The organism is Pseudomonas petroselini (genome assembly GCF_045037875.1).
Classification (GTDB): domain Bacteria; phylum Pseudomonadota; class Gammaproteobacteria; order Pseudomonadales; family Pseudomonadaceae; genus Aquipseudomonas; species Aquipseudomonas petroselini.
The window spans coordinates 3,964,256-3,989,017 of the sequence record NZ_CP173614.1 but is presented as its reverse complement, the minus strand read 5'-3'; the positions used below and the strand labels follow the sequence as shown (position 1 = coordinate 3,989,017).

Genomic DNA, 24,762 nt, shown 5'->3' with positions numbered 1-24,762 from the left:
GGTCAGACCACGGCGAGTGTCAAACCCGTCTCAGGTGAGCACGTATTCCACCGGTTCCAGCGTCGGCGGCAGCTCGGTTTCACCGAGGGCCGCGAGTACTTCGCGCTCAAGGGTGCGCAGGATGGCATTGCAGGGCAGGTCGTTCTCATCAAAGCCGAACGGGTCCTCAAGGTCATCGCCGATTTCATCCAGCCCGAAAAATGTGTAGCTGACGATGGCGGTGAACACCGGCGTCAACCAGCCCAGCGGCTCAGCCATGGCGAATGGCAGCAGGATGCAGAACAGGTAGATGGTGCGATGCAGCAGCAGGGTGTAGGGGAAGGGCAGTGGCGTGCTTTTGATCCGCTCGCAGGACGCCTGCACCTGACTGAGGCTGACCAGTCGCGCTTCCAGCTGGGTGTAGCGCCATTCACTGATCGCACCTTGCGCGGCCAACGCGGAAAACCGGGCACCCACCTGTTGCAGGACATGGTCGGGGAGGTTGGGGTGGTGCGGCTGGAACGTGCTCCAAGGCTGTATCGCCTGGGCTTCATCCTCATGGCGCAACCGCGCGATCAGGCCATGGGCGAAGCCACACAGGCTGCGCAGCAACCCCGCACGTTCGGCCGGGTCACTGAGCACTTGGGTTTCGCGAATCAACGAGCGCACATCGATGATCATCTGCCCCAGTTGCTTGCGACCTTCCCACCAGCGGTCATAGCAGGCGTTGTTGCGAAAGCTCATGAAGATCGACAGCGACAACCCCAGCAACGTGAACGGCGTGGCATTGACCTTGGAGAAATACGCCGGGTGCAGGGTTTCCACCAGCACGATCACCGAGGCCAGCAAGGTGACCAGCAGGCTGCGCAGGGCGATGCGCTTGGCGATCGAGCCCTTGAGGGAAAACAGGATGCCCAGCAGGTTGGGTTTGGGGCGGACTATCATTCAGGGGCGGGCTTCGTGAGTGGCGCAGGCCATCAGGTTAGAAGCAAGCACCCCAGCCGTCCAATCGCTTGGGCCGACCGGTTGATCGGCGAGCTCGATGACTGGCCAAAACAGTCAGCCAGGTTGAGGGCTTTGACCATTGCCGCTACAGCGCTGCGGGGCGACTATTTCGACGATTCGGACCGTTCAAGGAAACAACAATGCAGATTGAAAACAAGATCTTCCTGGTCAGCGGCGGTGCTTCGGGCCTCGGTGCGGCGACTGCCGAGATGCTGATCGCTGCGGGTGCCAAGGTGATGCTGGTAGACCTGAATGCCGATGCCGTGGCCGCCAAGGCCAAGCAGCTGGGCGACAATGCCAGCAGTTGCGTCGCGGATATCAGCCAGGAAGCGGCGGCCGAAGCCGCCGTGCAGGCCACCGTTGCAGCCTTTGGCGGCCTGCATGGTCTGGTCAACTGTGCCGGCGTGGTGCGTGGCGAGAAAATCCTCGGCAAGAACGGCCCCCACGGCCTGGCGAGCTTTGCCCAGGTGATTAACGTCAACCTGATCGGCAGCTTCAACCTGTTGCGCCTGGCGGCCGCCGTTATCGCTGAAACCGAGGCGAATACCGACGGCGAACGCGGCGTGATCATCAACACCGCCTCGGTGGCGGCGTTTGACGGGCAGATCGGCCAGGCGGCGTATGCCGCGTCCAAGGGCGCCATCGCCAGCCTTACCCTGCCTGCCGCACGTGAACTGGCGCGCTTTGGCATTCGCGTGATGACCATCGCCCCCGGCATCTTCGAAACCCCGATGATGGCTGGCATGACCCCGGAAGTCCGCGACTCCCTGGCGGCGGGTGTGCCGTTCCCGCCACGCCTGGGCAAACCCGACGAATACGCCGCGTTGGTGCGGCACATCATCGAAAACAGCATGCTCAATGGTGAGGTGATCCGTCTCGACGGCGCCCTGCGCATGGCTGCGAAGTGAGGAGCAACCCGCATGACTGATCCTATCGTTATTGTCAGCGCCGTGCGCACGCCCATGGGCGGGTTTCAGGGCGATCTCAAGAGCTTGACTGCGCCGCAGCTGGGGTCCGCCGCGATTCGTGCCGCCGTCGAGCGCGCTGGTATCGCCACCGATGCCGTGGATGAAGTGCTGTTCGGCTGCGTATTGCCCGCAGGCCTCGGCCAGGCGCCGGCGCGCCAGGCTGCCCTGGGCGCCGGGCTGGACAAGGCCACGCGCTGCACCACCCTCAACAAAATGTGTGGCTCGGGCATGGAGGCGGCGATCCTGGCTCACGATTCACTGCTGGCCGGCAGTGTCGACGTGGTGATTGCCGGGGGCATGGAAAGCATGTCCAACGCACCCTACCTGCTGGACCGCGCGCGCAACGGCTACCGCATGGGCCACGGCAAGGTGCTGGACCATATGTTCCTCGACGGCCTGGAAGACGCCTATGACAAAGGCCGCCTGATGGGCACCTTTGCCGAAGACTGCGCCCTGCACAACGGTTTCAGCCGTGAAGCCCAGGACGCGTTCGCCATTGCTTCGTTGACCCGTGCACAAGAGGCCATTACCCATGGCAGCTTCGCCGCCGAGATTGTCCCGGTTCAAGTCACCGTGGGCAAAGAGCAGAAAACCATCCTGCATGATGAGCAGCCGCCCAAGGCCAAACTGGACAAGATCGGCAGCCTGAAACCGGCCTTCCGCGAAGGCGGCACCGTGACAGCGGCCAACTCCAGTTCGATTTCCGATGGCGCGGCGGCGTTGGTGCTGATGCGCCAGTCCGAGGCGCAGCAACGTGGCCTCAAGCCCTTGGCGGTGATCCATGGGCATGCCGCGTTTGCCGATGAGCCGGGTCTGTTCCCGGTGGCGCCGGTCGGGGCAATTCGCAAACTGATGACCAAGACTGGCTGGAACCTGGATGAGGTTGATCTGTTCGAGATCAACGAAGCCTTTGCCGTGGTCAGCCTCGTGACCATGAGCAAGCTGGAAATCCCCCACGCCAAGGTCAATGTCCATGGCGGCGCCTGCGCCCTGGGCCATCCGATCGGCGCATCGGGTGCGCGGATCCTGGTGACCCTGCTCTCGGCCCTGCGCCAGAGAGGCCTCAAGCGCGGCGTCGCCGCGATTTGCATCGGTGGTGGTGAAGCCACGGCCATGGCCGTCGAATGCCTGTATTAAGGAGCCCAGATGCTGCCCAATGACGAACAACTGCAGATCAGCGACGCGGCCCGGCACTTTGCCCAGGAACGCCTGAAACCCTTTGCCGCCGAATGGGACCGCGAGCACCGTTTCCCCAAGGAAGCCATCGGCGAGATGGCCGAACTGGGCTTTTTCGGCATGCTGGTGCCGGAACAGTGGGGCGGTTGCGACACCGGTTACCTGGCCTACGCCATGGCCCTGGAAGAAATCGCAGCGGGTGATGGCGCTTGCTCCACGATCATGAGCGTGCACAACTCGGTCGGTTGCGTGCCGATTCTCACATTCGGTAACGACCAGCAGAAAGAGCACTTCCTCAAGCCGCTGGCCAGCGGCGCCATGCTGGGTGCCTTTGCGCTCACTGAGCCCCAGGCCGGTTCCGACGCCAGCAGCCTGAAAACCCGTGCGCGCCTGGAAGGCGACCACTACGTGCTGAACGGCTGCAAACAGTTCATCACCTCCGGGCAGAACGCGGGGGTCGTGATTGTGTTTGCCGTGACCGACCCGGCGGCGGGCAAGCGCGGAATCAGCGCTTTTATCGTACCGACCGACTCGCCGGGCTACACCGTGGCCCGCGTCGAAGACAAGCTCGGCCAGCATGCGTCCGATACGTGCCAGATCCTGTTTGAAGACGTGAAAGTGCCGGTGGCCAATCGGCTTGGGGAGGAGGGCGAAGGCTACAAGATTGCCCTGGCCAACCTCGAAGGCGGCCGCGTGGGCATCGCCTCGCAATCGGTCGGCATGGCCCGCGCCGCCTTTGAAGCGGCCCGTGACTATGCCCGCGAGCGCGAAAGCTTCGGCAAGCCCATCATCGAGCACCAGGCCGTGGCCTTCCGCCTGGCGGACATGGCCACGCAAATCGCGGTCGCTCGGCAGATGGTGCATTACGCCGCCGCCCTGCGCGACAGCGGAAAGCCGGCGCTGGTGGAAGCCTCCATGGCCAAGCTGTTTGCCTCGGAAATGGCCGAGAAAGTCTGTTCGGCCGCCTTGCAAACCCTGGGCGGTTACGGTTACCTGAGCGACTTCCCGTTGGAGCGGATCTACCGCGACGTGCGGGTCTGCCAGATTTACGAAGGCACCAGCGACATCCAACGCATGGTCATCTCACGCAATCTCTAAGGAGCCGATACATGAGTTACGAAACCATTTTGCTCGACGTCCAAGGCCGCGTCGGGCTGATTACCCTCAATCGTCCAAACGCCTTGAACGCCCTGAATGCGCAACTGGTCAGCGAATTGAACCAGGCATTGGACGGCCTGGAAGCCAACCCTGACATCGGTTGCATCGTGTTGACCGGCTCGAAAAAAGCTTTTGCCGCCGGCGCCGACATCAAGGAAATGGCCGAGCTGACCTACCCGCAGATCTACCTCGATGACCTGTTCAGCGACAGCGACCGCGTGGCCAACCGCCGCAAACCGATCATCGCGGCGGTGAACGGCTTCGCTCTGGGCGGCGGCTGCGAACTGGCGTTGATGTGCGACTTCATCCTGGCCGGTGACGGCGCCAAGTTCGGCCAGCCGGAAATCAACCTCGGCGTCCTGCCCGGCATGGGCGGCACCCAACGGCTGACCCGCGCGGTGGGCAAGGCCAAGGCCATGGAAATGTGCCTGACCGGGCGTTTTATCGACGCGGTGGAAGCGGAGCGCTGCGGGATCGTCGCGCGCATCGTGCCGGCCGATGAGCTGCTGGAGGAAGCCTTGAAAGTTGCCACGCTGATTGCCGGCAAGTCGGTGCCGATCAGCATGATGGTCAAGGAAAGCGTGAACCGCGCGTTTGAAGTGAGCCTGTCCGAAGGTGTGCGTTTTGAGCGCCGGGTGTTCCATGCAGCGTTTGCGACGCAGGATCAGAAGGAAGGCATGGCGGCGTTTGTGGCCAAGCGTGCACCCGAGTTCAAGGATAAGTAACCCGGCCTGACAAACACTGGAGGTCAAATGTGGGAGGGGGCTTGCCCCCTCCCACAGGGTTTATGCGGTGTGACAGTTAGAGTAACCCGTTTTTTTATGAGTAATTCTTCAGTTCCCGCGCAATGACCATCCGCTGAATCTCGCTGGTCCCTTCGTAAATCTGCGTGATCCGCGCGTCCCGGTAGTAACGCTCCACCGGATAATCTTCCAAATACCCGTACCCACCGTGAATCTGCATCGCGGAGGAGCAGACCTTCTCGGCCATTTCCGAGGCAAACAGCTTGGCCTGGGAGGCTTCCGACAGGCATGGCTTGCCGGCGCTGCGCAGGCGTGCGGCGTGCAGGATCATCAAGCGTGCGGCATTCAGTTGGGTGTGCATGTCTGCCAGCAGATTGGCCACGCTCTGGTGCTCGATGATCGCCTTGTTGAACTGCACGCGATCACGCGCATACGCCAAGGCGGCCTCAAACGCTGCACGGGCGATGCCCAGCGCCTGGGCGGCAATGCCAATGCGCCCGCCTTCCAGGTTGGACAGGGCAATCGCCAGGCCCTTGCCACGCTCACCCAGCAGGTTGGCCTCGGGCACCGTGCACTGGTTCAACGTGACGGCGCAGGTGTCGGAGGCGCGGATGCCCATCTTGTGTTCGGTGCGGTCCACCACGAACCCCGGAGTGTGCGTAGGCACCAGGAACGCCGATATCCCTTTCTTGCCCAGATCAGGGTCGGTCACGGCAAACACAATGGCCAGCTTGGCACGCTTGCCGTTGCTGACGAACTGTTTGGCGCCATTGATCACCCACTGGCCATCACGCAGCTCGGCGCGGGTGCGCAGGTTGTGGGCTTCTGAACCGGCCTGGGGTTCGGTCAGGCAGAAGCAGCCAATCGCCTGGCCGCTGGCGAGGTCTGCCAGCCAGGTTTGCTTTTGCGCATCTGAGCCGTAGTTGAGGATTGGCCCGCAACCCACTGAATTATGGATACTCATCAGTGCGCCGGTAGCTCCGTCACCGGCAGAAATCTCTTCGACGGCGAGGGCGTAGGCAACGTAATCGACGTAGGTACCCCCCCATTCTTCCGGCACCACCATGCCCAGGAGGCCCAGCTCCCCCATCTTCGCCACGAGGGCGTCGTCGATCCAGCCGGCTTTTTCCCAGGCTTGGGCGTAGGGGGCGATTTCACCACGGGCGAAGTCGCGCGCCATGTCGCGGATCATCACTTGTTCTTCTGTATATTCAAGGTCTTGCATAGCTTATTTCACAACCTTCTTGAAGTGATGGAAGAAGCTCTCTACATGGCTGAGAGCCAGCCCATGCAGGGTGGGCGGGTTCCAGCGTGGGCTTTTGTCTTTGTCGATAATCAACGCGCGTACGCCTTCGATCAGGTCGCCGCGTTCGAACCATTGGCGGTCCAGGTGCAATTCCAGGGCAAAACACTGCTCCAGCGACAGGCGCCGGCCACGGCGCAGCATCTCCAGGGTCACGGCCATGGCCAGGGGCGAGCGCGTCTGCATCAGGCTGACGGTGTTGAGTGCCCATTCGTGGCTGTCGGCAACGGTGACTTGCTGCAATTGCTCGACGATGCTCGGCACATCCGGCAGCGCGAAGAAGTGGTCGATGGCGGGGCGCAAAGCGGCCAGGGGCGCATCGGGCAGTTGCTGCACCGCCAGCCTGGCAAGCGTGCCTTGCAGGTCCTTGAGCGGCGAGTCGTGCCATCTCAGGTTGTCGAGCTTCTGGTCAAGGTCGGCCAGTTTGTGACTGTCGAGGTACCAGTCAGCCAGCCCGCAGTAGAGCGCGTCGGCCGCGCGGATCTGCACCCCGGTCACGCCCAGGTAAATCCCCAGCTCGCCGGGAATACGCGGCAGGAAGTAGCTGCCGCCTACGTCGGGGAAGTAACCGATGGCCACTTCCGGCATCGCCAGGCGACTGCGCTCGGTGACCACGCGTAAATCGGCGCCTTGCACCAGGCCCATGCCGCCGCCCAGGACAAAGCCGTCCATCAGCGCCAGCACCGGTTTACGGTAGTGGTGGATGGCCAGGTCCAACGCGTATTCCTCGACGAAGAAGTCCTGGTGCAGCGTGTCGCCATTCTTGAAGCTGTCGTACAACGAACGAATATCGCCGCCGGCACAAAAGGCTTTTTCGCCGGCGCCGCGCAGGACCACGGCATACACCTGCGGATCATCCGCCCATGCCTGCAACTGGGACGTCAGGCTGCGGACCATCTGCAGGGTAAGGGCATTCAAGCCGGCGGGGCGATTGAGGGTAAGGTGCCCGATGTGGTTGCGGACTTCGGCGAGGACTTCGTCCTGAAGTATTGCTGCGTGGCTTGCCTCGGTTGAAACCTGAGCAGTCATCGATAACTCTCTGCTTTTATTATTCTTTATCAAGATGTTCGCGGACGAACCATCGTGTGATCGTACCAGTGCAAATTTGCACAGTACAACCCTCAATCATGCAGGTCGTTTTTGCATTTATGCAGGGGCGCCGCCTGACTGAAATGCGCCGCCAACGCCTCGGCACAGAGCAGGATGGCGCGCCTGGCCAGTGGGTCGGCCGCCGGGTAGTTGAGGAAACCGTGGCGTCTACCGGCGTACTCTTTGTATCGCACCGGCACCCCGGCCTTTTTCAGGCGTCGTGCAAAGGCCCGACCTTCATCACGCAACAGGTCACAGCCGGCGGTGATGATCAGTGCGGCGGGCAGGCCTTGAAAACAGGTGCCGCGCGCAGGTGACAACCATGGATGTGCCAAGGCAGTTCCCGGTGGCACATACTGGTTCAGATACCAATCCAGCCGTTCGGTGGTCAAGCCAAAGCCCTCGGCAAACTGCTCCCGTGAGCGTGTGCGCGCCAGGCAGTCCAGCACTGGGTACAGTAGCAACTGAAAGCCAATGGCAGGGCCTTGCTGATCACGGGCTATCTGGCAGATGACCGCTGCAAGTCCGCCGCCCGATCCGCCCCCGGCGACAGCAATCCGCCGGGCATCGAGTCCCAGTTGCGTGCCGTGGCGGGCAACCCATCGGGTGGCGGTATGGCAATCCTCTACGGCTCTGGGAAAGCGCTGCTCGGGCGGCCGTGCGTAGTCCACGGCCACCACGGCGCAGCCCGCCCATTCACACATGACCCGGCAAAAGCTGTCGTGTGTGTCCAGATCACCTGCGACCCAACCCCCCCCGTGAAAGTACATCAACACCGGTGCCGGCAGCGGATGAGCGGGCCGGTAGAGTCGCACAGGCACTGACTGGCCATTATCCGTGGCGGTGAGGTTGCTGACGGCAATTACTACGCCATCACGTACTTCCTGGCGGACTTGCTCGGGCGTCATGACTCAGACGCCTGTGCCTGGGCCTCTATTTCCACCAGGAACTCCTTGGCAATCAGTTCGTTGACCCCCAATAGCATGGTGGTGGGCGGGCAGTCGTGGAAGAACTCGCCGTGGGCCTTGAGAATGTCTCCCCACCATTGGATGTTGGTCGTGTACATGCGCGTGGCCACGATTCGGCTGCGGTCGGCACCCAGTTTCTTCAGTGCCGTCTCGATGATTTCCAGGCACCGCTGGGTCTGGCCATACACATCACCGAGTGCGCAGGGGTTGCCATCGTTGTCGAAAGCCACTGTGCCGCTGGTGACAATCAGGCTACCGACTCGTAAGGCGCGGCAGTAGCCGCCATTTTTTTCCCAGATTGCCGCCGAGAAAACGCGCTGGATCGGATCATCTTTCTGCAGCGGTTCCAATTCGACATAGATCGATTTCAGCCCGCGAAACTGCAGATTATTGGTCCGCCAGACCGGTGGTTTCTTATCGATAAAGCGCAAGTTCGGAAACCGACCGAGCAGGCTGCTGAAGACACACTCGGCCTCGATCCGGAACAGCGCCGGGCCCAGGCAAAAATGTACGCCACGGCCAAACGCCAGGTGATCGTTTTTCGCACGCCGGATGTCGAAGCGGTCTGGGTCGGGGAAGTGCTCGGGGTCGCGGTTGGCGGCAGCACGCACCAAGTAGACCAGTTGGCCTTTACGCAGGGTTTGCCCGCCGAGTGTCACGTCTTGCGTAAGCACGCGGTGGCTGAATTGGCCGGACGGGTCGATGCGCAGCATTTCTTCGATGGCAGGCTTGAGCAATGTCATGTCAGCCGACAGCGCACGCAGTTGGTCCGGGTTGTTCAACAGATACCAGAGGCCGATCCCGAGCATGTCGGCGCTGGTGGTGTAGCCCGCCACCAGCACAAACACGATTTGCGCCAGTAGTTCATCCTGCGTGGCTTCGGAACCGGCGGCAGCAATAACGCGGCTGACCAGATCGTCGTGAGGCGAGCGGCGACGTCGATCAATCAGTGCGCCGAAATAGGCATACATCTCCTCCAGGCCTTCCAGGGTCTTTTCCGGCCGGGTTGCCGTATCGAGGTTGCCCACCAGGAACATAAGGATCACATCGGTCCAGCGCCGTAGTTTCAGCGCGTCTTTCTTAGGGATGCCATACAGTTTGGCCAATACCAGCGCGGGCACTTGATTGAACAGTTGGCTCATCAGCTCCGGGGTGGGGCCCAGCCGGGAAACAAGCCCATCCGTGATTGCCTGGATGTCTGCGCGCAGCGCATCTATGGAGCGAGGGGTGAAGGCCCGGCCCAGCAAACGGCGGCTTTGCTCATGAGCCTTGCCATCCTGGGCGTACATCCAGCGGGAAGCGCGCTCAATGAAGGGTTCGTAGATCGCACGCTTATCGGGTGGCAGTTGAACGTCCACCAATTGACGTATCCGGTCTGACGAATACAGCGTGGCGTCGCCCTGTGCGGCAAGCACTTCCTTGAAACGGGTGAGCATCCAGGCCTGATGCTGGTGGCTCCAGTAGACCGGGTGATGCTCGCGTAGGAAAGCGTACGCCGGGTAAGGGTTACGGATCGTATCGGGGTCGGTGAAGTCGGGTTTCCATTGACTGTCCATTTCATTGCTCCTCATACAGCGCACGGGTGAATTGCTGGATGTAGTCGGCGTCGGCGATAGGCGCGTTGACCAGTACTTTGGGGGGCTTCAACCCTGCGGCCAGACGTATGACCTGTGCAGTGCTGGCGCGTGGCTCAACACCGCCGGTAAGGCCCCACGGATGCAGGTAGGACGTAAACACGCTGATCAGGTCGCGCTGGATCTCGGGGTTGAGCGCCTGGGATTCGGTTTCCCGGATGATCAGGTCAAGCGCGCGGGCGTAGGCGAGGCCCACGGCCTGCTGGTGCGAGAAGTCATCGACGTGCCGGCATTGTCGGACGATCAGTCGTTCGATCTGCTGGCCCAGGTTGCGCGGCTGCCGATCGTCAAACCGTGGTCGAGTAAGCGCATCCTTGATGACCTGGTAAGCCATCACACTGTTATCCCCGGCGAACGTTGGGCTGATCTCGAGGTCCATGCGCATCGTGACAAGGTGGTTGTAGTGATGAAAACCTTGCGACCCACACAACTCACGGCACTGAGCGATGACTTCCAGGCCTATCCAGGTGCCGATGCATTTGCTCAGGGCCGCGAGAATGTGCAGTGCCTTACGCTGTTCGGGATTGGGCCATTGCGCTACGAAACGGTTGAGGATCGCCTGTTCCAGGTACTTGAGTGCCAAGGCCTTGAGTTGCGCGTTGTAGAGGCGCTGACGAAACAGCGGCTTTGCCAGCAATGGACCCAGTGTCGATCCGGTCTGTACCTGGCGGTGGCGGGCAAACCGGTAGGCCAGGTGGGCGCTCAGCCCCGCCCCGTGGCGGGAAGCAGCCATCAATAGCAGGCGTTCCTGAAGGAAGGTTTCCAGAGCGTTGATAAAGCGTTCGCTTTTAGGCAAAACGCTGATGAATTGCCCATCGGCAGCGAAGTGCGCGTGGCGCTGCAACAGCGCATCGGTTTCGAGCTTCATCTGACAAAAGCGCAAACCGGCGACTTGGTTAGCATGAATGCCGCCCTTGGGGTCACAGGCCATGACCCTGACGCCTGGGCGTAAAGGGCCGTTCTCGCGGTCGCGAATCACCACCCGGAACCAGTGGTGACCCTGTTCTTCGCCGTTCACCTGCAAGCGCGCGAGCACCATGACCACTTGAGCGGCGTAGAGGCTGTTGCCGATCCAGAACTTACAGGCACCTGCGCAGGGTGAGTCGAGGATCAGGCAGTGGCCTTGCACGTCGTACGTCACGGTGGTCTTGAGGTTGCGCACATCGGTACCGCTGGCGATTTCGGTGCAGCCGAATGCATACACCGCACGCATCTGTATGACGTCATCGCGATATCGCGCCACTTGCTCCGGGCTGCCCTGAGTCAGCAAGGCGTTGGCGGCGATCATGTGGTCGACCAGTGAAGAATACAGGGCATAATCGTAGGCGCCGATCCTGCCGATCAGCTCGCACAGGTCTCTGAAGCGTGCACCTGCGGGCTGGCCCAGCCACATATCATTGTTGATGATGCCGTGATCGAAAATGGTGTGCATGCGCCTGATGGTCAGGTCCATGTAGGCCCTGAGTGGCAGGTCAAAACGCAGCCTGGCGTCAAACAACGTAGTGCGTAGCAGCTTCTGCAAACGTTCATCCATGACAAAACCCTCGAGGTTCGAACGGGTAATTCGAAACACTTGAGCAAGAGGGCCAGCCTGCAGAACTACACACCATCACGGAAACAGCGAGGGAGTCACCGTCGATATCACCGCTCAGTGAACACTACTCTTTAGCCAGACGATCCAATGTCTTCGCTACTGGTTTACGAAGATCCAGACTTCAGGGGAACAGCAGACAACATCAAGTGACTCTAAAACTCTAGTCGCCGTGTCTCTCATCGCAAGTGCGAAGCACATAATTGTGTGATGCGGCGCTTCTCAAGGCACCCGACTGGCTAGCACCTCACCAATACTGCGGCGCCTGGCGTGGGTCTCCGCCGCGTGGATCAACTGTTCCAGCGCCGTAGGTTCCACATCGTAGAACTGCTCCATTTCAGCCAGCGCCAGTTTCAGGTCGGCAGCGGTGATTGCGGGGTCTCGACCGGCCTTGGGATCGTTCAAGATAACCGGCGAGGACTCGATGGCACCCTTGGGGTAGCGCGTGCGCGTGGCATTGTTGTAAGCCAGTGCACACGTCAGCAAGGCCCCGGCGCCCAGCAATACCGCGCCCAACTCATACCAGCCCAAGGCGGCGGAGGCCGGGTCGGCCAGCACCAGCGTCATGGCCAGGCCTCCGGCCGGCGGATGCAGGCAGCGCAACCAGCACATCAGCACCACCGTCATGCCCGCCGCCAGGCAGGCGCCGCCCAGGGAAGGCCCGAGGACGCGGGCCACCAGCAACGCCAGGACACCCGCGCACAGGTAGCTGCCGATGATCGACCACGGCTGCGCCAAAGCGCCTGATGACACCGCGAACAACAACACGGCCGACGCGCCGAGAGGGCCAAGCAGATGCAGGGCGACGTCCATGCCAAATACTTGGGCGCATAGCCAGACACTGAACAGGGTGCCCAGCGCCATGCCGATCGCGGCACGACTCCATTCGGTGGGACGGGTGTTGATAGCGGCAGGGAACCAGCGAGCGAGCATTGAAAGGGCGTCCATAAACAGCGGGCAAAAAAAAGGCTTGTCTGGTCGCCCGGAAAAGCCCTTTGAAGGTTCCAACATTTGGGGGAAGGAACAGGTGCAGTGTGCCGAGCTGGGAAGCAGGGCGCCAATGCATATTAATGAGGGTTGAATGCAAGAATAGTGAATTGTAACGGTGCTATCCGATCAGCGAGCTGCACATTTTACCCAGCACGCGATTATTGAAGTCTTCATCCAAAAAGCGTCTTTGTAGGTTTTCCCGTAGCCCTGGCTCACTGGCCAGCGGCCCGTTCAGCGCCACCAGGGCATCACGCAACCCCATCAATCGATCCAGCGACGGCACGGGTAGGTAGCCCGAAGGCATCCCATCTCGGGTCCAGGAAACAGCGGGATCAAGCGAAACTTTATCTGGCACGGTGCTCTCCTCCAACGTCCTTGTTGTAATCCATGACCTGTGGCGATAAATGAATACCGCACGCAGGCGAGTTTACAGTCGGGTTTTGGACGCAGGAAAGTGAAATGGCATCAGCCATTACGTAAAGCTACGTAGGAGTTCTCTGCGCCGGGAGCGCCGGCGCAGGGCTCAAGGTTGCGGGGTTTTGACCAAGTGCAGCAGCACGTAAGGGTTGCGGTCGAATTCACCGGCCAAGGTCGGGGTGATGGAGCGAAAACGCGGGTCCGTCAGGCCTTCGTAATCCGCTTCGCTCATCACTACCCAGGCGGGACCTTGGATGGGCTTCAGGTCGGCCGTTTGCTGGGTAAACAAAGGCACCTGGTCGCAGTCGAGGTTGACCATGTATTTGATCGCCTTGGCGTCTTTGCCCAGACCGTGCAACACCACTGGCGCGCGTTGCTGCATCACCTGCTCATGCACCTGCAGGGTAAACGTGCGTGTGTCGTAGACACTGCGCTCCAGCGGTTCGACCACCAGAATATACGTGGCCCACACCGCCAGTACCGCGGCAAAGGCTGGCCCGACTGGGCGCCAGCGGATCTTGAACAACGTCAACAGTGCCAATACCTGCAGCGCCCCCAGCACGCCGAGCACCCACCCGAGGTGGCTCAACTGCTCCGGATAGCGCGGTCGCGCCAACAGCAAGCCGGCGATCAACAGTGTCGGCAGCAACGTCCAGATAACCAGCATCAGCCCACGCAGCCAGGCAAAGAGCCGCCCGTGTGCGACTTGGAACGGATACGCCGCGATGATCGCCGCCATCGGCAACATCGGCAGCACATAACGCGCCTTTTTCGCCTGGGGAATCGACAGGCCAAGCATCACCAGCAAGGCCGCGGCCGCGCAATACCACACCAACTGCAACGCCGGCCCCGGCGCACGGCGCCCGCTGAGCACCATTGCCAGCAGCACCAACACGGCCATGGGATAGGCCAGGGCGTAGTTGCCCAGGGAGCTGGTGAAGTAATACAGCACGCCGCTGGAGCCTTCGCTGCCATCCATACGCCCGAGGAACTGCATGCGAATCACGTCCTGCATGAAGCGCTCGCCGCCGCTGAGCTTGGCCATCAGCAACAGCAGGCCAACGCACGCCACCAGCAATGCCAGTGCCAACAAACCGAAGCTGAACAGTTGCCGCCATTGGCGGTTGATCAGGTAATAGCTGCACAGCACGCCGGTCGGAATCACCAGGCCAATCGGCCCACGGATCGCAAAGCCGACGATCAGCAACAGGTAAATCCAGTGCAGACGTTTACCCGCCCCAAAGTGATCGTGGGCATAACCCAGGTAAAACACCGCCAGGGCGATGGCGGCCAGCATCTGGTCGAGGGACACCGCGCGGGTTTCGCTGATAAAGCTGCTGCTCAGCAACAGCATCGCAATGCTCAGCAAGCCCCAACGCTGGGAGTAGGGCGCCGTCAGGCGATACACCAGCATGACGATGACTGCCGACGCCATCGCCGTGGGCAGCCAGGCGGTAAGGCTGGTGACCTGGCCCAGCGGCACTGACAGCAGCCACGTCAGCAGCGTCGAGGTGGCCAGGTAATCCGCATAAGGCTGCCCATAGGTGGTGGGGAAAAAGCCTGGGCCGTGGCGCAGCATCTCCTGAGCAAACAGCACGAAGCGTGAGTCGAAGCCAATGATCGCCTGGTGCCAGCTGCCGGCGATAAACAGCAGCAGCGCCAGCAATCCCAAACCGAGGGATTGGCGGCGGATCGCTGGGCTTAACAGGGGCGGTCGGTCTTTGTTCACGTATCAGGCTTCCACGACCTGTTTTGCCACTTGAGCCACCCACTGCTGCTGGGGAATCGGCAACTGGCAGGAGTCGCCACGGCCGATCGGGTAATACTGGAACCCTCTGCGCGCCAGGCGTTCGCCGTCGTAGAGGTTACGGCCGTCAAAGATCACCGGGGTTTTCAGGCGCTGGTGGATCAAGTCGAAGTCCGGCGCCTTGAACTGTTGCCATTCGGTGCAGACGATCAGCGCATCGGCGCCGCCCAAGGTGGATTCCGGCGTACCCATCAGCATCAGGCGTGGATCATCGCCGTAGATACGCTGGGTTTCCTGCATGGCTTCCGGGTCGAACGCACGTACATGGGCGCCGGCGGCCCACAAGGCTTCCATCAGCACACGGCTGGGTGCATCGCGCATGTCGTCGGTGTTGGGCTTGAACGCCAGGCCCCACAAGGCGAAGGTCTTGCCGCGCAGGTCGCCCTTGAAGAACGCATTGATGCGTTCGAACAGCTTGCTCTTCTGGCGTTGGTTGATGGCTTCCACGGCTTCAAGCAGGTCGCTGGAGCAGTTGGCTTGCTTGGCGCTGTGGATCAGGGCGCGCATGTCCTTGGGGAAGCACGAACCGCCGTAGCCGCAGCCGGGGTAGATAAAGTGGTAGCCGATGCGCGAGTCGGCACCGATGCCCAGGCGCACGGCTTCGATGTCCGCCCCCAGGTGTTCGGCGAGTTCTGCGATCTGGTTGATAAAGCTGATCTTGGTCGCCAGCATGCAGTTGGCGGCGTATTTGGTCAGCTCGGCGCTGCGCAGGTCCATGAAGATGATGCGGTCATGGTTGCGGTTGAACGGTGCGTACAGGTCGCGCATCACGTCGCGCACTTCTTCGCGCTCACAGCCGATGATGATGCGGTCCGGGCGGCGGCAGTCGGCCACGGCCGAGCCTTCCTTGAGGAATTCCGGGTTGGAGACGATATCGAAGTCCAAGTGCCGGCCGGCCAGGTGCAAGGCTTTTTCGATATGTGCGCGCAGGGTGTCGCCGGTGCCGACGGGCACGGTGGATTTTTCCACCAGGATCACTGGCTCCTGGCGGTGACGGGCGACCGCATCGCCCACTGACAGCACGTACTTCAGGTCCGCCGAACCGTCCTCATCCGAGGGCGTGCCCACGGCGATAAACAGCACTTCGCCGTGTTCGACCGCGAGTTTCTCGTCATGGGTAAAGTGCAGTCGCCCGCTTTCCAGGTTTTCCTTGACCATCGCTGCCAGCCCCGGCTCGAAGATCGTCACATGGCCTTTCTGTAAAGACTCGACCTTGTTTTTGTCAACGTCCATGCAGATGACATCGTGACCGACTTCGGCCAATACGGTGGCCTGCACCAGACCGACGTAACCACTACCAAATACACTGATTTTCATGGGGCATTCCTGGGACTTGTAGCGCTAGCACGGCGAGAGTTGATAACCAGCACACCGAGGATGACAAGCGCCACCCCCAGGGTTTTTGAAACCGAAAAATCTTCGTTGAACACCGGCAGGCTGGCCGCCAGCAGATAGACCAGGGCGTAGCTGATGCTCAACAGTGAATAGGCACGGCCCAGCGGCAGGTGTTTGAGCGCGCCGAGCCAGCAGAGCATCGACAGCGCGTAGGCCAGGATCGCCAGGATCACCATGCCGAGCGCACCCAGGTCGATGCTGTTGTGGGTGAACGCGTCCAGCCATTCGCTGGGCAGCGGCAGGCGCGTCATGCTCCAGCGCATCCCCAGCTGGGCGGCACTGACCAAGCCGACGCTGCCCAGGGCCAGGGCAAACCCTTGGACCCGGCTCATACGTGACGCCCCAGCAGCACGACACCGCTGATCACCAACGCCACACCCAGCCAATGGCGGGCATCAATGGGTTCATGAAAGACAAACCGCGCCACCAGCGTGACCAGCACAAAATTGAGGCTGAGCATCGGGTACGCAATACCCACCTCCAGGCGCTGCAACACCAGCAGCCACACCAGCAGGCCCAGGCCCAGGCATACCAGCGCCGACCACAACCACGGCGAACGCAGTTTCAGTGCCCAGCCCTCCGGCAGGTCGCGCCAGCTTTCCACGGCGAACTTCTGCGATACCTGGCCCATGCAGGTCAGCAGGCACGCAGCCAGTAACAGCAGCAGGGTGATCAAGGCGTCACCTGCGGGAAGATCAGAATCACGATATTGCCTTGTTCATAGCGCTTGCCGTCGGTGGGCAGCAATGCCACTTCGGCCACTTCGTCGTCGCCTTTGACGCGCATCACCACGCCGACCGCGCCTTGTTTGCGCGCCTCGGTCATCCACTGCTGGACCTGGGTGACATCCACCTTGTGATGGCCGGCATCCGGGTAGGCGAGGCCGTATTTGACTTCGCCGACGGTGTTGTAGAGCGTCACGTCCGGGCGTGCCAGGCGCCACGACAGCGCGGACGCCGCGCCCAGGTCATTGCTCAGCAAGGCGGTGGCAGGTTGCAGTTCCTGCAGGTGGTCGATGATGAATTGATCAGGGGTCTTGTTGTACACCACCGAGTGCGGCAACGCGGCCGGCAACAGGGCGACCATCAGCCAGCTGCCGAGAATCGGCGCCGCCCACAGGCGCGATGGCTGGGCGGCCTGCAGCAGGTTGACCAGGATCCAGCCGAACAGGAAGGTGAACACCAGCACCAGGCTGAGGGTTTCCTGCCCGTGTTCGTACACCGGTTTTTTCAGTTGGAACCAGCTCAGCGCCAGCAGCACCACTACGCCAATGATCAGGTTCAGCCAGCCGTTGATACGCAATGCACGGTAACGGCCCTGGGCCAGTTTGTCGGCCAGGGTGTTGCCCATCAGCAACGCCAGCGGCAGCAGGCACGGCATGATGTAGGAAGGCAACTTGCCCTTGGCCAGGCTGAAGAATGCCAGCGGCATCAACAGCCACAGCAACACAAAGCCGATTTTTGCGCTGCGTTTGTCCAGCCAAGCCTGTTTGAGCGTGGACGGCAACAACGCCACCCACGGCAGGCAGAACGCAACCAGCAGCGGTAGGTAATACCAGAACGGCTCGGCGTGCTGAGCGTCGTCGCCGGCAAAACGTTGAATATGCTCGTGCCAGAAGAAGAAGTTCCAGTAGTCGGGCTCTTGCAGGTGAACGGCCAGCGCCCATGGCAGGCTGACGACAATCGCCACCACCACGGCGACCACGCCGTAGCCCAGCAGCTCACGAAAACGCTTCTGCCAGATCGCGTAGGGCAGGGCGATCAACACCGGCAGCAACCAGGCCAGGAAACCCTTGGTCATGAAGCCCATGCCACAGGCCAGGCCCAGCAGCGCCCAGGCCCCCAGCCGCCCGCTGCGCGTGGTGCTGTCGAAGCAAAACCACAAGGCCACGCCGGTCAGGTTGACCCAGAAGGTGAACTGCGGATCGAGGTTGGCGTAGCCGCCCAGCGCCGCGACGCTGACAAAGCTCATGTAGAGCACGGTGCTGACCAGGCTTTTCTGCGGGTCATTCCACAGCCGGCGCGATACCAGGTACACCAGCAGGATGCTCAAGCCGGTGCTCAAGGCGGACGCAAACCGCACACCGAACAGGTTCTGCCCGAAGATCGCCTGGCCCAGCGCGATCATCCAGTAGCCCGCCGCCGGTTTCTCGAAGTAGCGGATGCCCATGAAGTGCGGCGACGCCCACTTGCCGGTCAGCAGCATTTCCTGGCTGATCTGTGCGTAGCGGGTTTCATCCGGGATCCACAGGCCGTGGGTGGCCAATGGCAGCAGGTAAAACACGCCAAACGCCAACAGGAGCAGGGGCAGGGCCCAACGGCGGATCATGCCTGCTGCACTCCGAGCCAGCCCTCGCGGCCGGGCAAGGCGCCGCGCACCAGCTGTTGCTGGGGCAGGGAGGTCAGGTCGGCAGGCAACAGGTCGCCCAGGGGTTTGAAGTCGATGCCGCGCTGCCCTGCCTGGGCGAGCAACTGGCGAAAATCATTGGCCATCAGAATCCCTTCTACTTCTGCGTGGATCGTGTAGACGTTGAGCTTCGACGCGCCAAAGCGGTCGAGGATGAAGGTGTTGAAGTCTTTGGCAGCTACCACCGGCCCGACGACTTCGTCGAAGGTCGGCAGGTCCACCGGAATTTGTGGGGTGCCCGCGCTGCCATCGACCAGGGTTGGACGAAACAGGCTGGTGCCCCGGCAATCGCTGTTGTAGCGAAAGTTGAACCCTTGCTTGGCTTGCACGACGCGTTCATCGGCGCGCCAACCGGCGGCCGCTGAACAGTCGATGCGTTCGCCGAGGATGTCGCTCAGGGTCTCCACGCCGCGTCGAATCTGCTCGACCAGCTGCGCTTCGCTCCAACGCCCGGTGTTGGCTTGCCAGCCATGGTGATCCCAGGCGTGCAGGCCGACTTCATGCCCGGCCGCCTTGGCCTGGCGCATCAAGTGCCCCAGGTCGCGGCCGATCGGCTTGCCTGGCCAGGCCGTGCCGGCCAGCAAAATGTCCAGGCCATACAAGCCCACGGCGTTGGAACGCAGCATCTTCCACAGGAACTGCGGGCGGATCAGGCGCCACAGGTGGCGCCCCATGTTGTCCGGCCCGACACTGAAGAAGAACGTCGCTTTTACCCCAGCTTCATCCAGGGTTTCGAGCAACCGCGGCACACCTTCACGGGTGCCACGGTAGGTGTCGACGTCGATGCGAAGACCTGCCTCCATTACTTTTTGTCCGCGATTTCAAGCATGGCTTCACGCAGGAAGAAGTCCAGCGTGTTGCCGATGGTTTCGCTCATCTCCACGGTCGGCTCCCAGTTCAGCAGGCGCTTGGCGTTTTCGATGCTTGGCTTGCGGTGCGCCACGTCCTGGTAACCGGTGCCGTAGAACGCTTTGCTTTCGACATCGCGGAAACCGGCGAACGGCGGGAAGTTGCCACGCAGCGGGTGCGCTTCGAACTGACGCAGCAGCTCTTCGCCCAACTGGCGGATGCTGGCTTCGTTTTCCGGGTTGCCGATGTTGATGATCTGGCCATTGCACGCGTCATTGTCGTTATCAATGATGCGGGCCAGGGCTTCGATGCCATCGGCGATGTCGGTGAAGCAACGCTTCTGCTCACCACCGTCGAACAGGCGGATCGGCGTGCCTTCCACCAGGTTGAGGATCAGCTGGGTGATGGCGCGGGAGCTGCCGATGCGTGCCGAGTCCAGGCGGTCCAGGCGCGGGCCCATCCAGTTGAAGGGACGGAACAGGGTGAAGTTCAGGCCCTTGGCGCCGTAGGCCCAGATCACGCGGTCCAGCAGTTGCTTGGAAACCGAGTAGATCCAGCGCTGCTTGTTGACCGGGCCAACCACCAGGTTGGAGGTGTCTTCGTCGAAGTACTGGTCCTGGCACATGCCATAGACTTCGGAGGTCGACGGGAAGATCACGCGCTTGTTGTACTTGACGCAGTAGCGCACCAGCTTGAGGTTTTCTTCGAAGTCCAGTTCGAACACGCGCAGCGGATTGCGGGTGTATTCGATGGGTGTGGCGATGGCCACGAGCGGCAGGACCACGTCGCATTTCTTGATGTGGTACTCGATCCACTCGGTGTGGATGCTGATATCGCCTTCGACGTAATGGAAGTTCGGGTGGCTGCGCAGGCGCTCGATGGCGTCGGAGCCGATGTCCAGTCCGTAGACTTCGTAGCGGTCGTCACGCAACAGGCGCTCGGACAGGTGGTTACCGATAAAGCCGTTCACGCCCAGGATCAGCACGCGGGTACGGCGCGGTTTGCGGCCGGACTCGGCGCCGCGCAGCACGGAACCGTCGACCAGGCCCAATTCGTTGGCCAGGGACGGGCCGGCCAGGTACAGGCCGTTGTCGTTGCGCTGGCCGAACTTGATCACCAGGGAGTCTTCACCGCACGCGATACGCAGCGGGTTGACGCTGATCACACGGCCCGGCGCCAGGCCTTCGTTGCCCTTGACCACGTCGGCCTGCCACACGATTAGCTTGTGCTCGCCCACGGCGCAGAAGGCACCTGGGTAAGGTTGGGTCACGGCGCGCACCAGGTTGAACAGTTCCTCAGCCGGTTTTTTCCACTCCAACTTGCCATCGGCAGCGGTGCGGCGACCGAAGTAGGTGGCCTGGCTTTCATCCTGGGCGGTTTCCGCCAGTTTGCCTTGGGCCAGTTGCGGCAGGGCGTCGCGCAGCAGGTTGCTGGCGGCGTCGCGCAGTTTGGCGTGCAGGGTCAGGCCGGTGTCGCTGCGCTCGATGATGACTTTCTGCTGGGCCAGGATCGCGCCGGCATCGGCACGCTTGACCATGCGGTGCAAAGTCACGCCGGTTTCGGTTTCACCGTTGACCAGCACCCAGTTGGCCGGGGCGCGGCCACGGTATTTAGGCAACAACGAGCCGTGCAGGTTGAACGCGCCTTTGCGCGCCGTGGCCAGCAGCGGCTCGCTCAGCAGGTTGCGGTAGTAGAACGAGAAGAGGTAGTCCGGGTTCAGCTTGGCGATGCGCTCGATCCACAGCGGGTGGTTGGCGTCTTCCGGAGCGTGCACCGGGATACCATTGCGCGCACACAACTGGGCGACGGAACCGTAGAAGTTGTTTTCCTTCGGGTCATCGGCATGGGTGAACACAGCGGCAATGTCGTAACCGGTATTGAGCAGCGCTTCGATGCCTGCACAACCAATATCGTGATACGCGAATACAACAGCTTTTGAACTCATGTTTAGACCTGATCAGCAGAAGTAGAGGTATGGGAGGACACCAGGCCGTCAACGACGACCACGGGAGCCGGTGCTGCCGGTTGGTTGCGCAGCACTTTTTCGATAAAGAAGCGCGGGCGGGCACGCACATCGCTGTACATGCGGCCCAGGTATTCACCCAACAGGCCCATCCCGATGAACTGGCCGCCGGTAAAGACGAACAGCACGGCGAACAGCACGAACAAGCCGTCACCGGCCCAGTCGGCACCGAAAGCCAGGCGCATGACGATCAACGCGAAGGCAAACAGCATGCCCAGCGCCGCCAGGCTGAAGCCGACGATGGACAGCAGGCGCAGCGGGGTGGTGGTCATGCACGTCAGCAGGTCGAACATCAGGCTGATCAGGCGCATGGCGCTGTATTTGGATTCGCCGTGCTCACGCTCGGCGTGGTGTACCAGGATCTCGGTGGTGTGACGGGCAAAGCCGTTGGCCAGGATCGGGATAAAGGTGCTGCGTTCGCGGCAGGCGAGCATCGCGTCGACGATGGTGCGGCGGTAGGCGCGCAGCATGCAGCCGTAGTCGGTCATGGCCACGCCGGTGGAGCGCTGCACGGCCAGGTTGATCAGGCGCGACGGCCAGCGGCGGAAGGCCGAGTCCTGGCGATTGTTGCGCACGGTGGCGACCACGTCGTAGCCCAGGGCGGCTTGTTCGACCAGGCGCGGGATCTCTTCGGGCGGGTTTTGCAGGTCCGCGTCGAGGGTGATCACCACGTCGCCTCGGCATTGCTCGAAACCGGCCATGATCGCTGCATGCTGGCCGTAGTTACGGTTGAGGATCACCGCCACCACGTTGCTGCCGTCTTCAGCGGCGGCGTCCTCCAGCAGTTGGGCTGAATTGTCGCGGCTACCGTCATCGACCAGGATGATTTCGTATTCGTAGGCCAGTTGCTTGCAGGCTGCGGTGGTACGGCGCAGCAATTCAGGCAGGCTCTCTTGTTCGTTGTAGACCGGGATTACGATCGACACGCAATGAATAGGGTAGGGTTTCAAAGATTCATGACCTCGGGGTTAGAGCAACTTGGAGCGTGAAAACAGCAGCAATCATTGGGCGAAAGTCCAGACCGCGGATTAAAAAAACGGCGCCAAAGGTGAAGCGTAATCAAGAGGTTAGACGATATAGCGCGGTTTGCTATGAAGTACTGCGCTAAAGATTAAGCGTAAAAATGTGGAACAGATATGAAAGGCAGATGAAAAACTCGTTTATTTGACAGGTAGACAGCTAGGGTTCAGCTAAACAACTAGGGGCCTGTAGGCTTTAGTTGGCTGGCGAAATGGGAACTGTTTGTAGGACGTTTGGTTTAACGCGGGCGCGCACGCTCGGCCAGGAAATTTAAGTGAAGAATCTTCTCTGCAATGCGTCCCAAGTGCCGGTAAAGTAAGCCGTCTCTTGCCAGGGTGATCGGATGAATAGCGTGCAGCTTTTACGCGGCCAGTTGCGGCCTGCTTTGATGGGATCGTTGATCGGGTTGTTGATGAGCGTGGCGTGTGTCACGACGGTCCAGGCCGATGACGGGGTGGCGCTCACCAGCATTGACCAGGTGCCGGACGGTGTTGAAGTACGCGGCAAGCAGATCGCCGCCTATACCTGGGACGATAAACAAGGCAAGAACCTGCTGGTGCTCGCCGAGCAAATCAGCGAGCGCGACGACGACGGCACTCAGTCGGCGTTCGTGTATGCGGCCCAGTACCTGATCGACGGCAACCGCCCCAAGCGCGTGTGGATGCTCTACGACGATGTGCAGCATTGCGAATTCGACGCCTCGCTGCGCTTTGACAGGGCCGCGACCAAGGTCACCGACCTCACCGGCGATGGCATCACCCAGGCCACGGTGGGCTATTCGCGCACCTGCACCAGCGATGTCAGCCCCAATGAGTTCAAGCTGATCATGCATGTCGGCAAGTCGCAGAAGTACCGTCTGCGCGGTGTCGACCGGGTCGGCGCGGCCTGGTGGGACGAAGAGGCCGGCGCCTTGCGTGGCATGCCGCTGCCCAAGGATTGCAGCGTGGCCGGGCAGCAGGCGCTGGTCAGCCAGTACAAGGAGCAGGGCACCGAGTTGCCGTTGCCGGGGTGTTATGGCGACGAGAGAGATTTCGCCAAGGCGCCTGAGGCGTACCTGACGTTCATGCGCCAGCACTGGTTCGTGCTGATGCAGAAGCAGGACAGCGAATGGAGCCAGACCCAGGTCCAGCCCCAGGAGCCTACTGAGGAAGACGACACGGCCCCATGATTTTGTGCGAAGGCTGGCACTGGGTTAGACTCGGCCTTCGCCAATTCACTAAATAGCTCGATTAAACAAAGGCTTGTTCGAGTTATTTAATCCAAAGGCTGATCTACCTTGACTGAGTCTATCCGCAACCCGCTGACCCTTTACCTCACCCGCCTGGCACCCTCAAGCCAACTGACCATGCGCTACGTGCTGCAAGATGCGGCCGACCGCCTGGGCTTCGAAGACATCAACCTCGAAGACATCGACTGGCACCTGCTGCAACCCGAACACGTGATCGCCCTGGTCGCCGCCTTGCGCGAAGACGGCTATGCGCCCAATACCTCGTCGTTGTACGTGAATGCCGTGCGCGGGGTGATGAACGAAGCCTGGCGCCTGAACCTGATCAGCCAGGAACACCTGTTACGCATGCGCACCGTCAAGGCCACGCCGGGCTCGCGCCTGGGCCAGGGCCGCAACCTGCGGCGCAGCCTGATCCGCGAAATGATGGAAGTCTGCGCCGCCGACCCACGCCCCCAGGGCCTGCGGGATGCAGCGGTGATCGGCATTCTGTACGGCTCTGGCATGCGCAAATCGGAGTCGGTCAACCTTGACCTGGCGCAGATCAATTTCGAAGAACGCAGCCTGCGGGTAATCGGCAAGGGTAACAAGGAGCTGATCAAATACGCACCGGACTGGGCATTCGCCAAGCTGCAGGCATGGCTTGCATTTCGGCGTGAGCAACTCAAGGAAGGTGAACAGGATGACAACTTCCTGTTCAACCGCATCCGCCGGGGCAGCCACATCACCCGTGAACGCATCACCAAACATGCGATTTATTACATTGCCCGCCAACGCGGCGAGCAAGTAGGCGTGAAGATCATGCCCCATGACTTCCGCCGCTCGTTCATCACACGGGTTATCGAGGAGCATGACCTGTCGATTGCGCAGAAACTGGCGCACCACACCAACATCCAGACCACCGCCAGCTATGACGTGCGCGACGACAATGAGCGGCGGCGCGCGGTGGATCGGTTCGACCTGTAGGACAATCCCCTGTAGAAGCTGCTTTTGCTTCAACCACTCAGGTCGGCTAC

At 61.4% G+C, this 24,762-nt stretch carries 22 protein-coding genes; 6 read left to right on the top strand and 16 right to left on the bottom strand.

Annotated features, from left to right (window positions below):
- Window positions 1-30: 30 nt before the first annotated feature.
- Entirely contained in the window at window positions 31-924 is an 894-nt protein-coding gene (locus ACI512_RS18300) for a bestrophin family protein (protein WP_064055123.1), read from the bottom strand.
- Window positions 925-1,124: 200 nt separating this feature from the next.
- Between ACI512_RS18300 and ACI512_RS18295 the strand changes: the two genes are divergently transcribed.
- From ACI512_RS18295 to ACI512_RS18280, 4 genes are read left to right on the top strand one after another with little or no spacing between them, the layout of a single operon-like run.
- A complete protein-coding gene (locus ACI512_RS18295) occupies window positions 1,125-1,892 on the top strand; it encodes an SDR family NAD(P)-dependent oxidoreductase (protein ID WP_236381290.1) in 768 nt (255 codons plus the stop codon).
- Between the two features lie 12 nt (window positions 1,893-1,904).
- Window positions 1,905-3,089 (top strand): acetyl-CoA C-acyltransferase, encoded by a 1,185-nt coding sequence (locus ACI512_RS18290; protein ID WP_231809571.1) that lies wholly within the window; start codon window positions 1,905-1,907, stop codon window positions 3,087-3,089.
- 9 nt (window positions 3,090-3,098) lie between these two features.
- Window positions 3,099-4,226, top strand: a complete 1,128-nt coding sequence (locus tag ACI512_RS18285; RefSeq protein WP_093544507.1) for an acyl-CoA dehydrogenase — start codon at window positions 3,099-3,101, stop codon at window positions 4,224-4,226.
- Between the two features lie 11 nt (window positions 4,227-4,237).
- On the top strand, window positions 4,238-5,011 hold the full coding sequence (locus ACI512_RS18280) for an enoyl-CoA hydratase (RefSeq protein ID WP_012724210.1): 774 nt from the start codon (window positions 4,238-4,240) through the stop codon (window positions 5,009-5,011).
- Between the two features lie 94 nt (window positions 5,012-5,105).
- On the opposite strand, the gene ACI512_RS18275 is transcribed toward ACI512_RS18280, so the two are convergent.
- From ACI512_RS18275 to arnC, 15 genes are all read right to left on the bottom strand, one after another.
- Window positions 5,106-6,254, bottom strand: coding sequence for an acyl-CoA dehydrogenase family protein (locus tag ACI512_RS18275; RefSeq protein WP_236382218.1), 1,149 nt, complete (start codon window positions 6,252-6,254; stop codon window positions 5,106-5,108).
- A 3-nt stretch (window positions 6,255-6,257) separates the two neighbouring features.
- Window positions 6,258-7,361 carry an enoyl-CoA hydratase/isomerase family protein gene (locus tag ACI512_RS18270; RefSeq protein ID WP_405121255.1) on the bottom strand — a complete coding sequence of 368 codons (1,104 nt, stop codon included), beginning with the start codon at window positions 7,359-7,361 and terminating at the stop codon, window positions 6,258-6,260.
- A gap of 92 nt (window positions 7,362-7,453) precedes the next feature.
- Window positions 7,454-8,329, bottom strand: a complete 876-nt coding sequence (locus ACI512_RS18265) for an alpha/beta hydrolase (RefSeq protein ID WP_231809576.1) — start codon at window positions 8,327-8,329, stop codon at window positions 7,454-7,456.
- Entirely contained in the window at window positions 8,326-9,945 is a 1,620-nt protein-coding gene (locus tag ACI512_RS18260; RefSeq protein WP_231809577.1) for a cytochrome P450, read from the bottom strand. The genes ACI512_RS18265 and ACI512_RS18260 overlap by 4 nt, the downstream gene beginning before the upstream one ends.
- Before the next feature lies 1 nt (window position 9,946).
- Entirely contained in the window at window positions 9,947-11,557 is a 1,611-nt protein-coding gene (locus ACI512_RS18255; RefSeq protein ID WP_236380329.1) for an acyl-CoA dehydrogenase family protein, read from the bottom strand.
- A gap of 279 nt (window positions 11,558-11,836) precedes the next feature.
- Window positions 11,837-12,547, bottom strand: a complete 711-nt coding sequence (locus tag ACI512_RS18250; protein WP_064055117.1) for an HPP family protein — start codon at window positions 12,545-12,547, stop codon at window positions 11,837-11,839.
- 175 nt (window positions 12,548-12,722) lie between these two features.
- Window positions 12,723-12,959 (bottom strand): type VI secretion system contractile sheath small subunit, encoded by a 237-nt coding sequence (locus ACI512_RS18245; RefSeq protein ID WP_231809579.1) that lies wholly within the window; start codon window positions 12,957-12,959, stop codon window positions 12,723-12,725.
- Window positions 12,960-13,127: 168 nt separating this feature from the next.
- Window positions 13,128-14,750: a glycosyltransferase family 39 protein gene (locus ACI512_RS18240; protein WP_236380330.1), complete on the bottom strand. Its 1,623-nt coding sequence runs from the start codon at window positions 14,748-14,750 to the stop codon at window positions 13,128-13,130.
- Window positions 14,751-14,753: 3 nt separating this feature from the next.
- The gene (locus tag ACI512_RS18235) at window positions 14,754-16,145 is read right to left on the bottom strand and encodes a UDP-glucose/GDP-mannose dehydrogenase family protein (RefSeq protein WP_236380331.1); all 1,392 of its coding nucleotides are present in this window, start codon (window positions 16,143-16,145) and stop codon (window positions 14,754-14,756) included.
- Window positions 16,142-16,555 (bottom strand): 4-amino-4-deoxy-L-arabinose-phosphoundecaprenol flippase subunit ArnF, encoded by a 414-nt coding sequence (gene arnF / locus ACI512_RS18230; RefSeq protein WP_093544495.1) that lies wholly within the window; start codon window positions 16,553-16,555, stop codon window positions 16,142-16,144. The genes ACI512_RS18235 and arnF overlap by 4 nt, the downstream gene beginning before the upstream one ends.
- On the bottom strand, window positions 16,552-16,899 hold the full coding sequence (gene arnE / locus ACI512_RS18225; RefSeq protein WP_012724218.1) for a 4-amino-4-deoxy-L-arabinose-phosphoundecaprenol flippase subunit ArnE: 348 nt from the start codon (window positions 16,897-16,899) through the stop codon (window positions 16,552-16,554). The genes arnF and arnE overlap by 4 nt, the downstream gene beginning before the upstream one ends.
- Window positions 16,896-18,551: a lipid IV(A) 4-amino-4-deoxy-L-arabinosyltransferase gene (arnT, locus tag ACI512_RS18220; protein ID WP_236380332.1), complete on the bottom strand. Its 1,656-nt coding sequence runs from the start codon at window positions 18,549-18,551 to the stop codon at window positions 16,896-16,898. The genes arnE and arnT overlap by 4 nt, the downstream gene beginning before the upstream one ends.
- Window positions 18,548-19,432 carry a 4-deoxy-4-formamido-L-arabinose-phosphoundecaprenol deformylase gene (gene arnD, locus ACI512_RS18215; RefSeq protein WP_236380333.1) on the bottom strand — a complete coding sequence of 295 codons (885 nt, stop codon included), beginning with the start codon at window positions 19,430-19,432 and terminating at the stop codon, window positions 18,548-18,550. Before arnD ends, arnT begins: the two co-directional genes overlap by 4 nt.
- On the bottom strand, window positions 19,432-21,423 hold the full coding sequence (gene arnA, locus ACI512_RS18210) for a bifunctional UDP-4-amino-4-deoxy-L-arabinose formyltransferase/UDP-glucuronic acid oxidase ArnA (RefSeq protein WP_046034157.1): 1,992 nt from the start codon (window positions 21,421-21,423) through the stop codon (window positions 19,432-19,434). Before arnA ends, arnD begins: the two co-directional genes overlap by 1 nt.
- A 2-nt stretch (window positions 21,424-21,425) precedes the next feature.
- Window positions 21,426-22,451, bottom strand: a complete 1,026-nt coding sequence (arnC, locus tag ACI512_RS18205; RefSeq protein WP_012724222.1) for an undecaprenyl-phosphate 4-deoxy-4-formamido-L-arabinose transferase — start codon at window positions 22,449-22,451, stop codon at window positions 21,426-21,428.
- A gap of 413 nt (window positions 22,452-22,864) precedes the next feature.
- Between arnC and ACI512_RS18200 the strand changes: the two genes are divergently transcribed.
- Both ACI512_RS18200 and xerC read left to right on the top strand, forming a co-directional pair.
- Window positions 22,865-23,689 (top strand): M949_RS01915 family surface polysaccharide biosynthesis protein, encoded by an 825-nt coding sequence (locus ACI512_RS18200; protein ID WP_236380335.1) that lies wholly within the window; start codon window positions 22,865-22,867, stop codon window positions 23,687-23,689.
- Between the two features lie 108 nt (window positions 23,690-23,797).
- Entirely contained in the window at window positions 23,798-24,712 is a 915-nt protein-coding gene (gene xerC / locus ACI512_RS18195; protein ID WP_236380336.1) for a tyrosine recombinase XerC, read from the top strand.
- Window positions 24,713-24,762 lie beyond the last annotated feature (50 nt).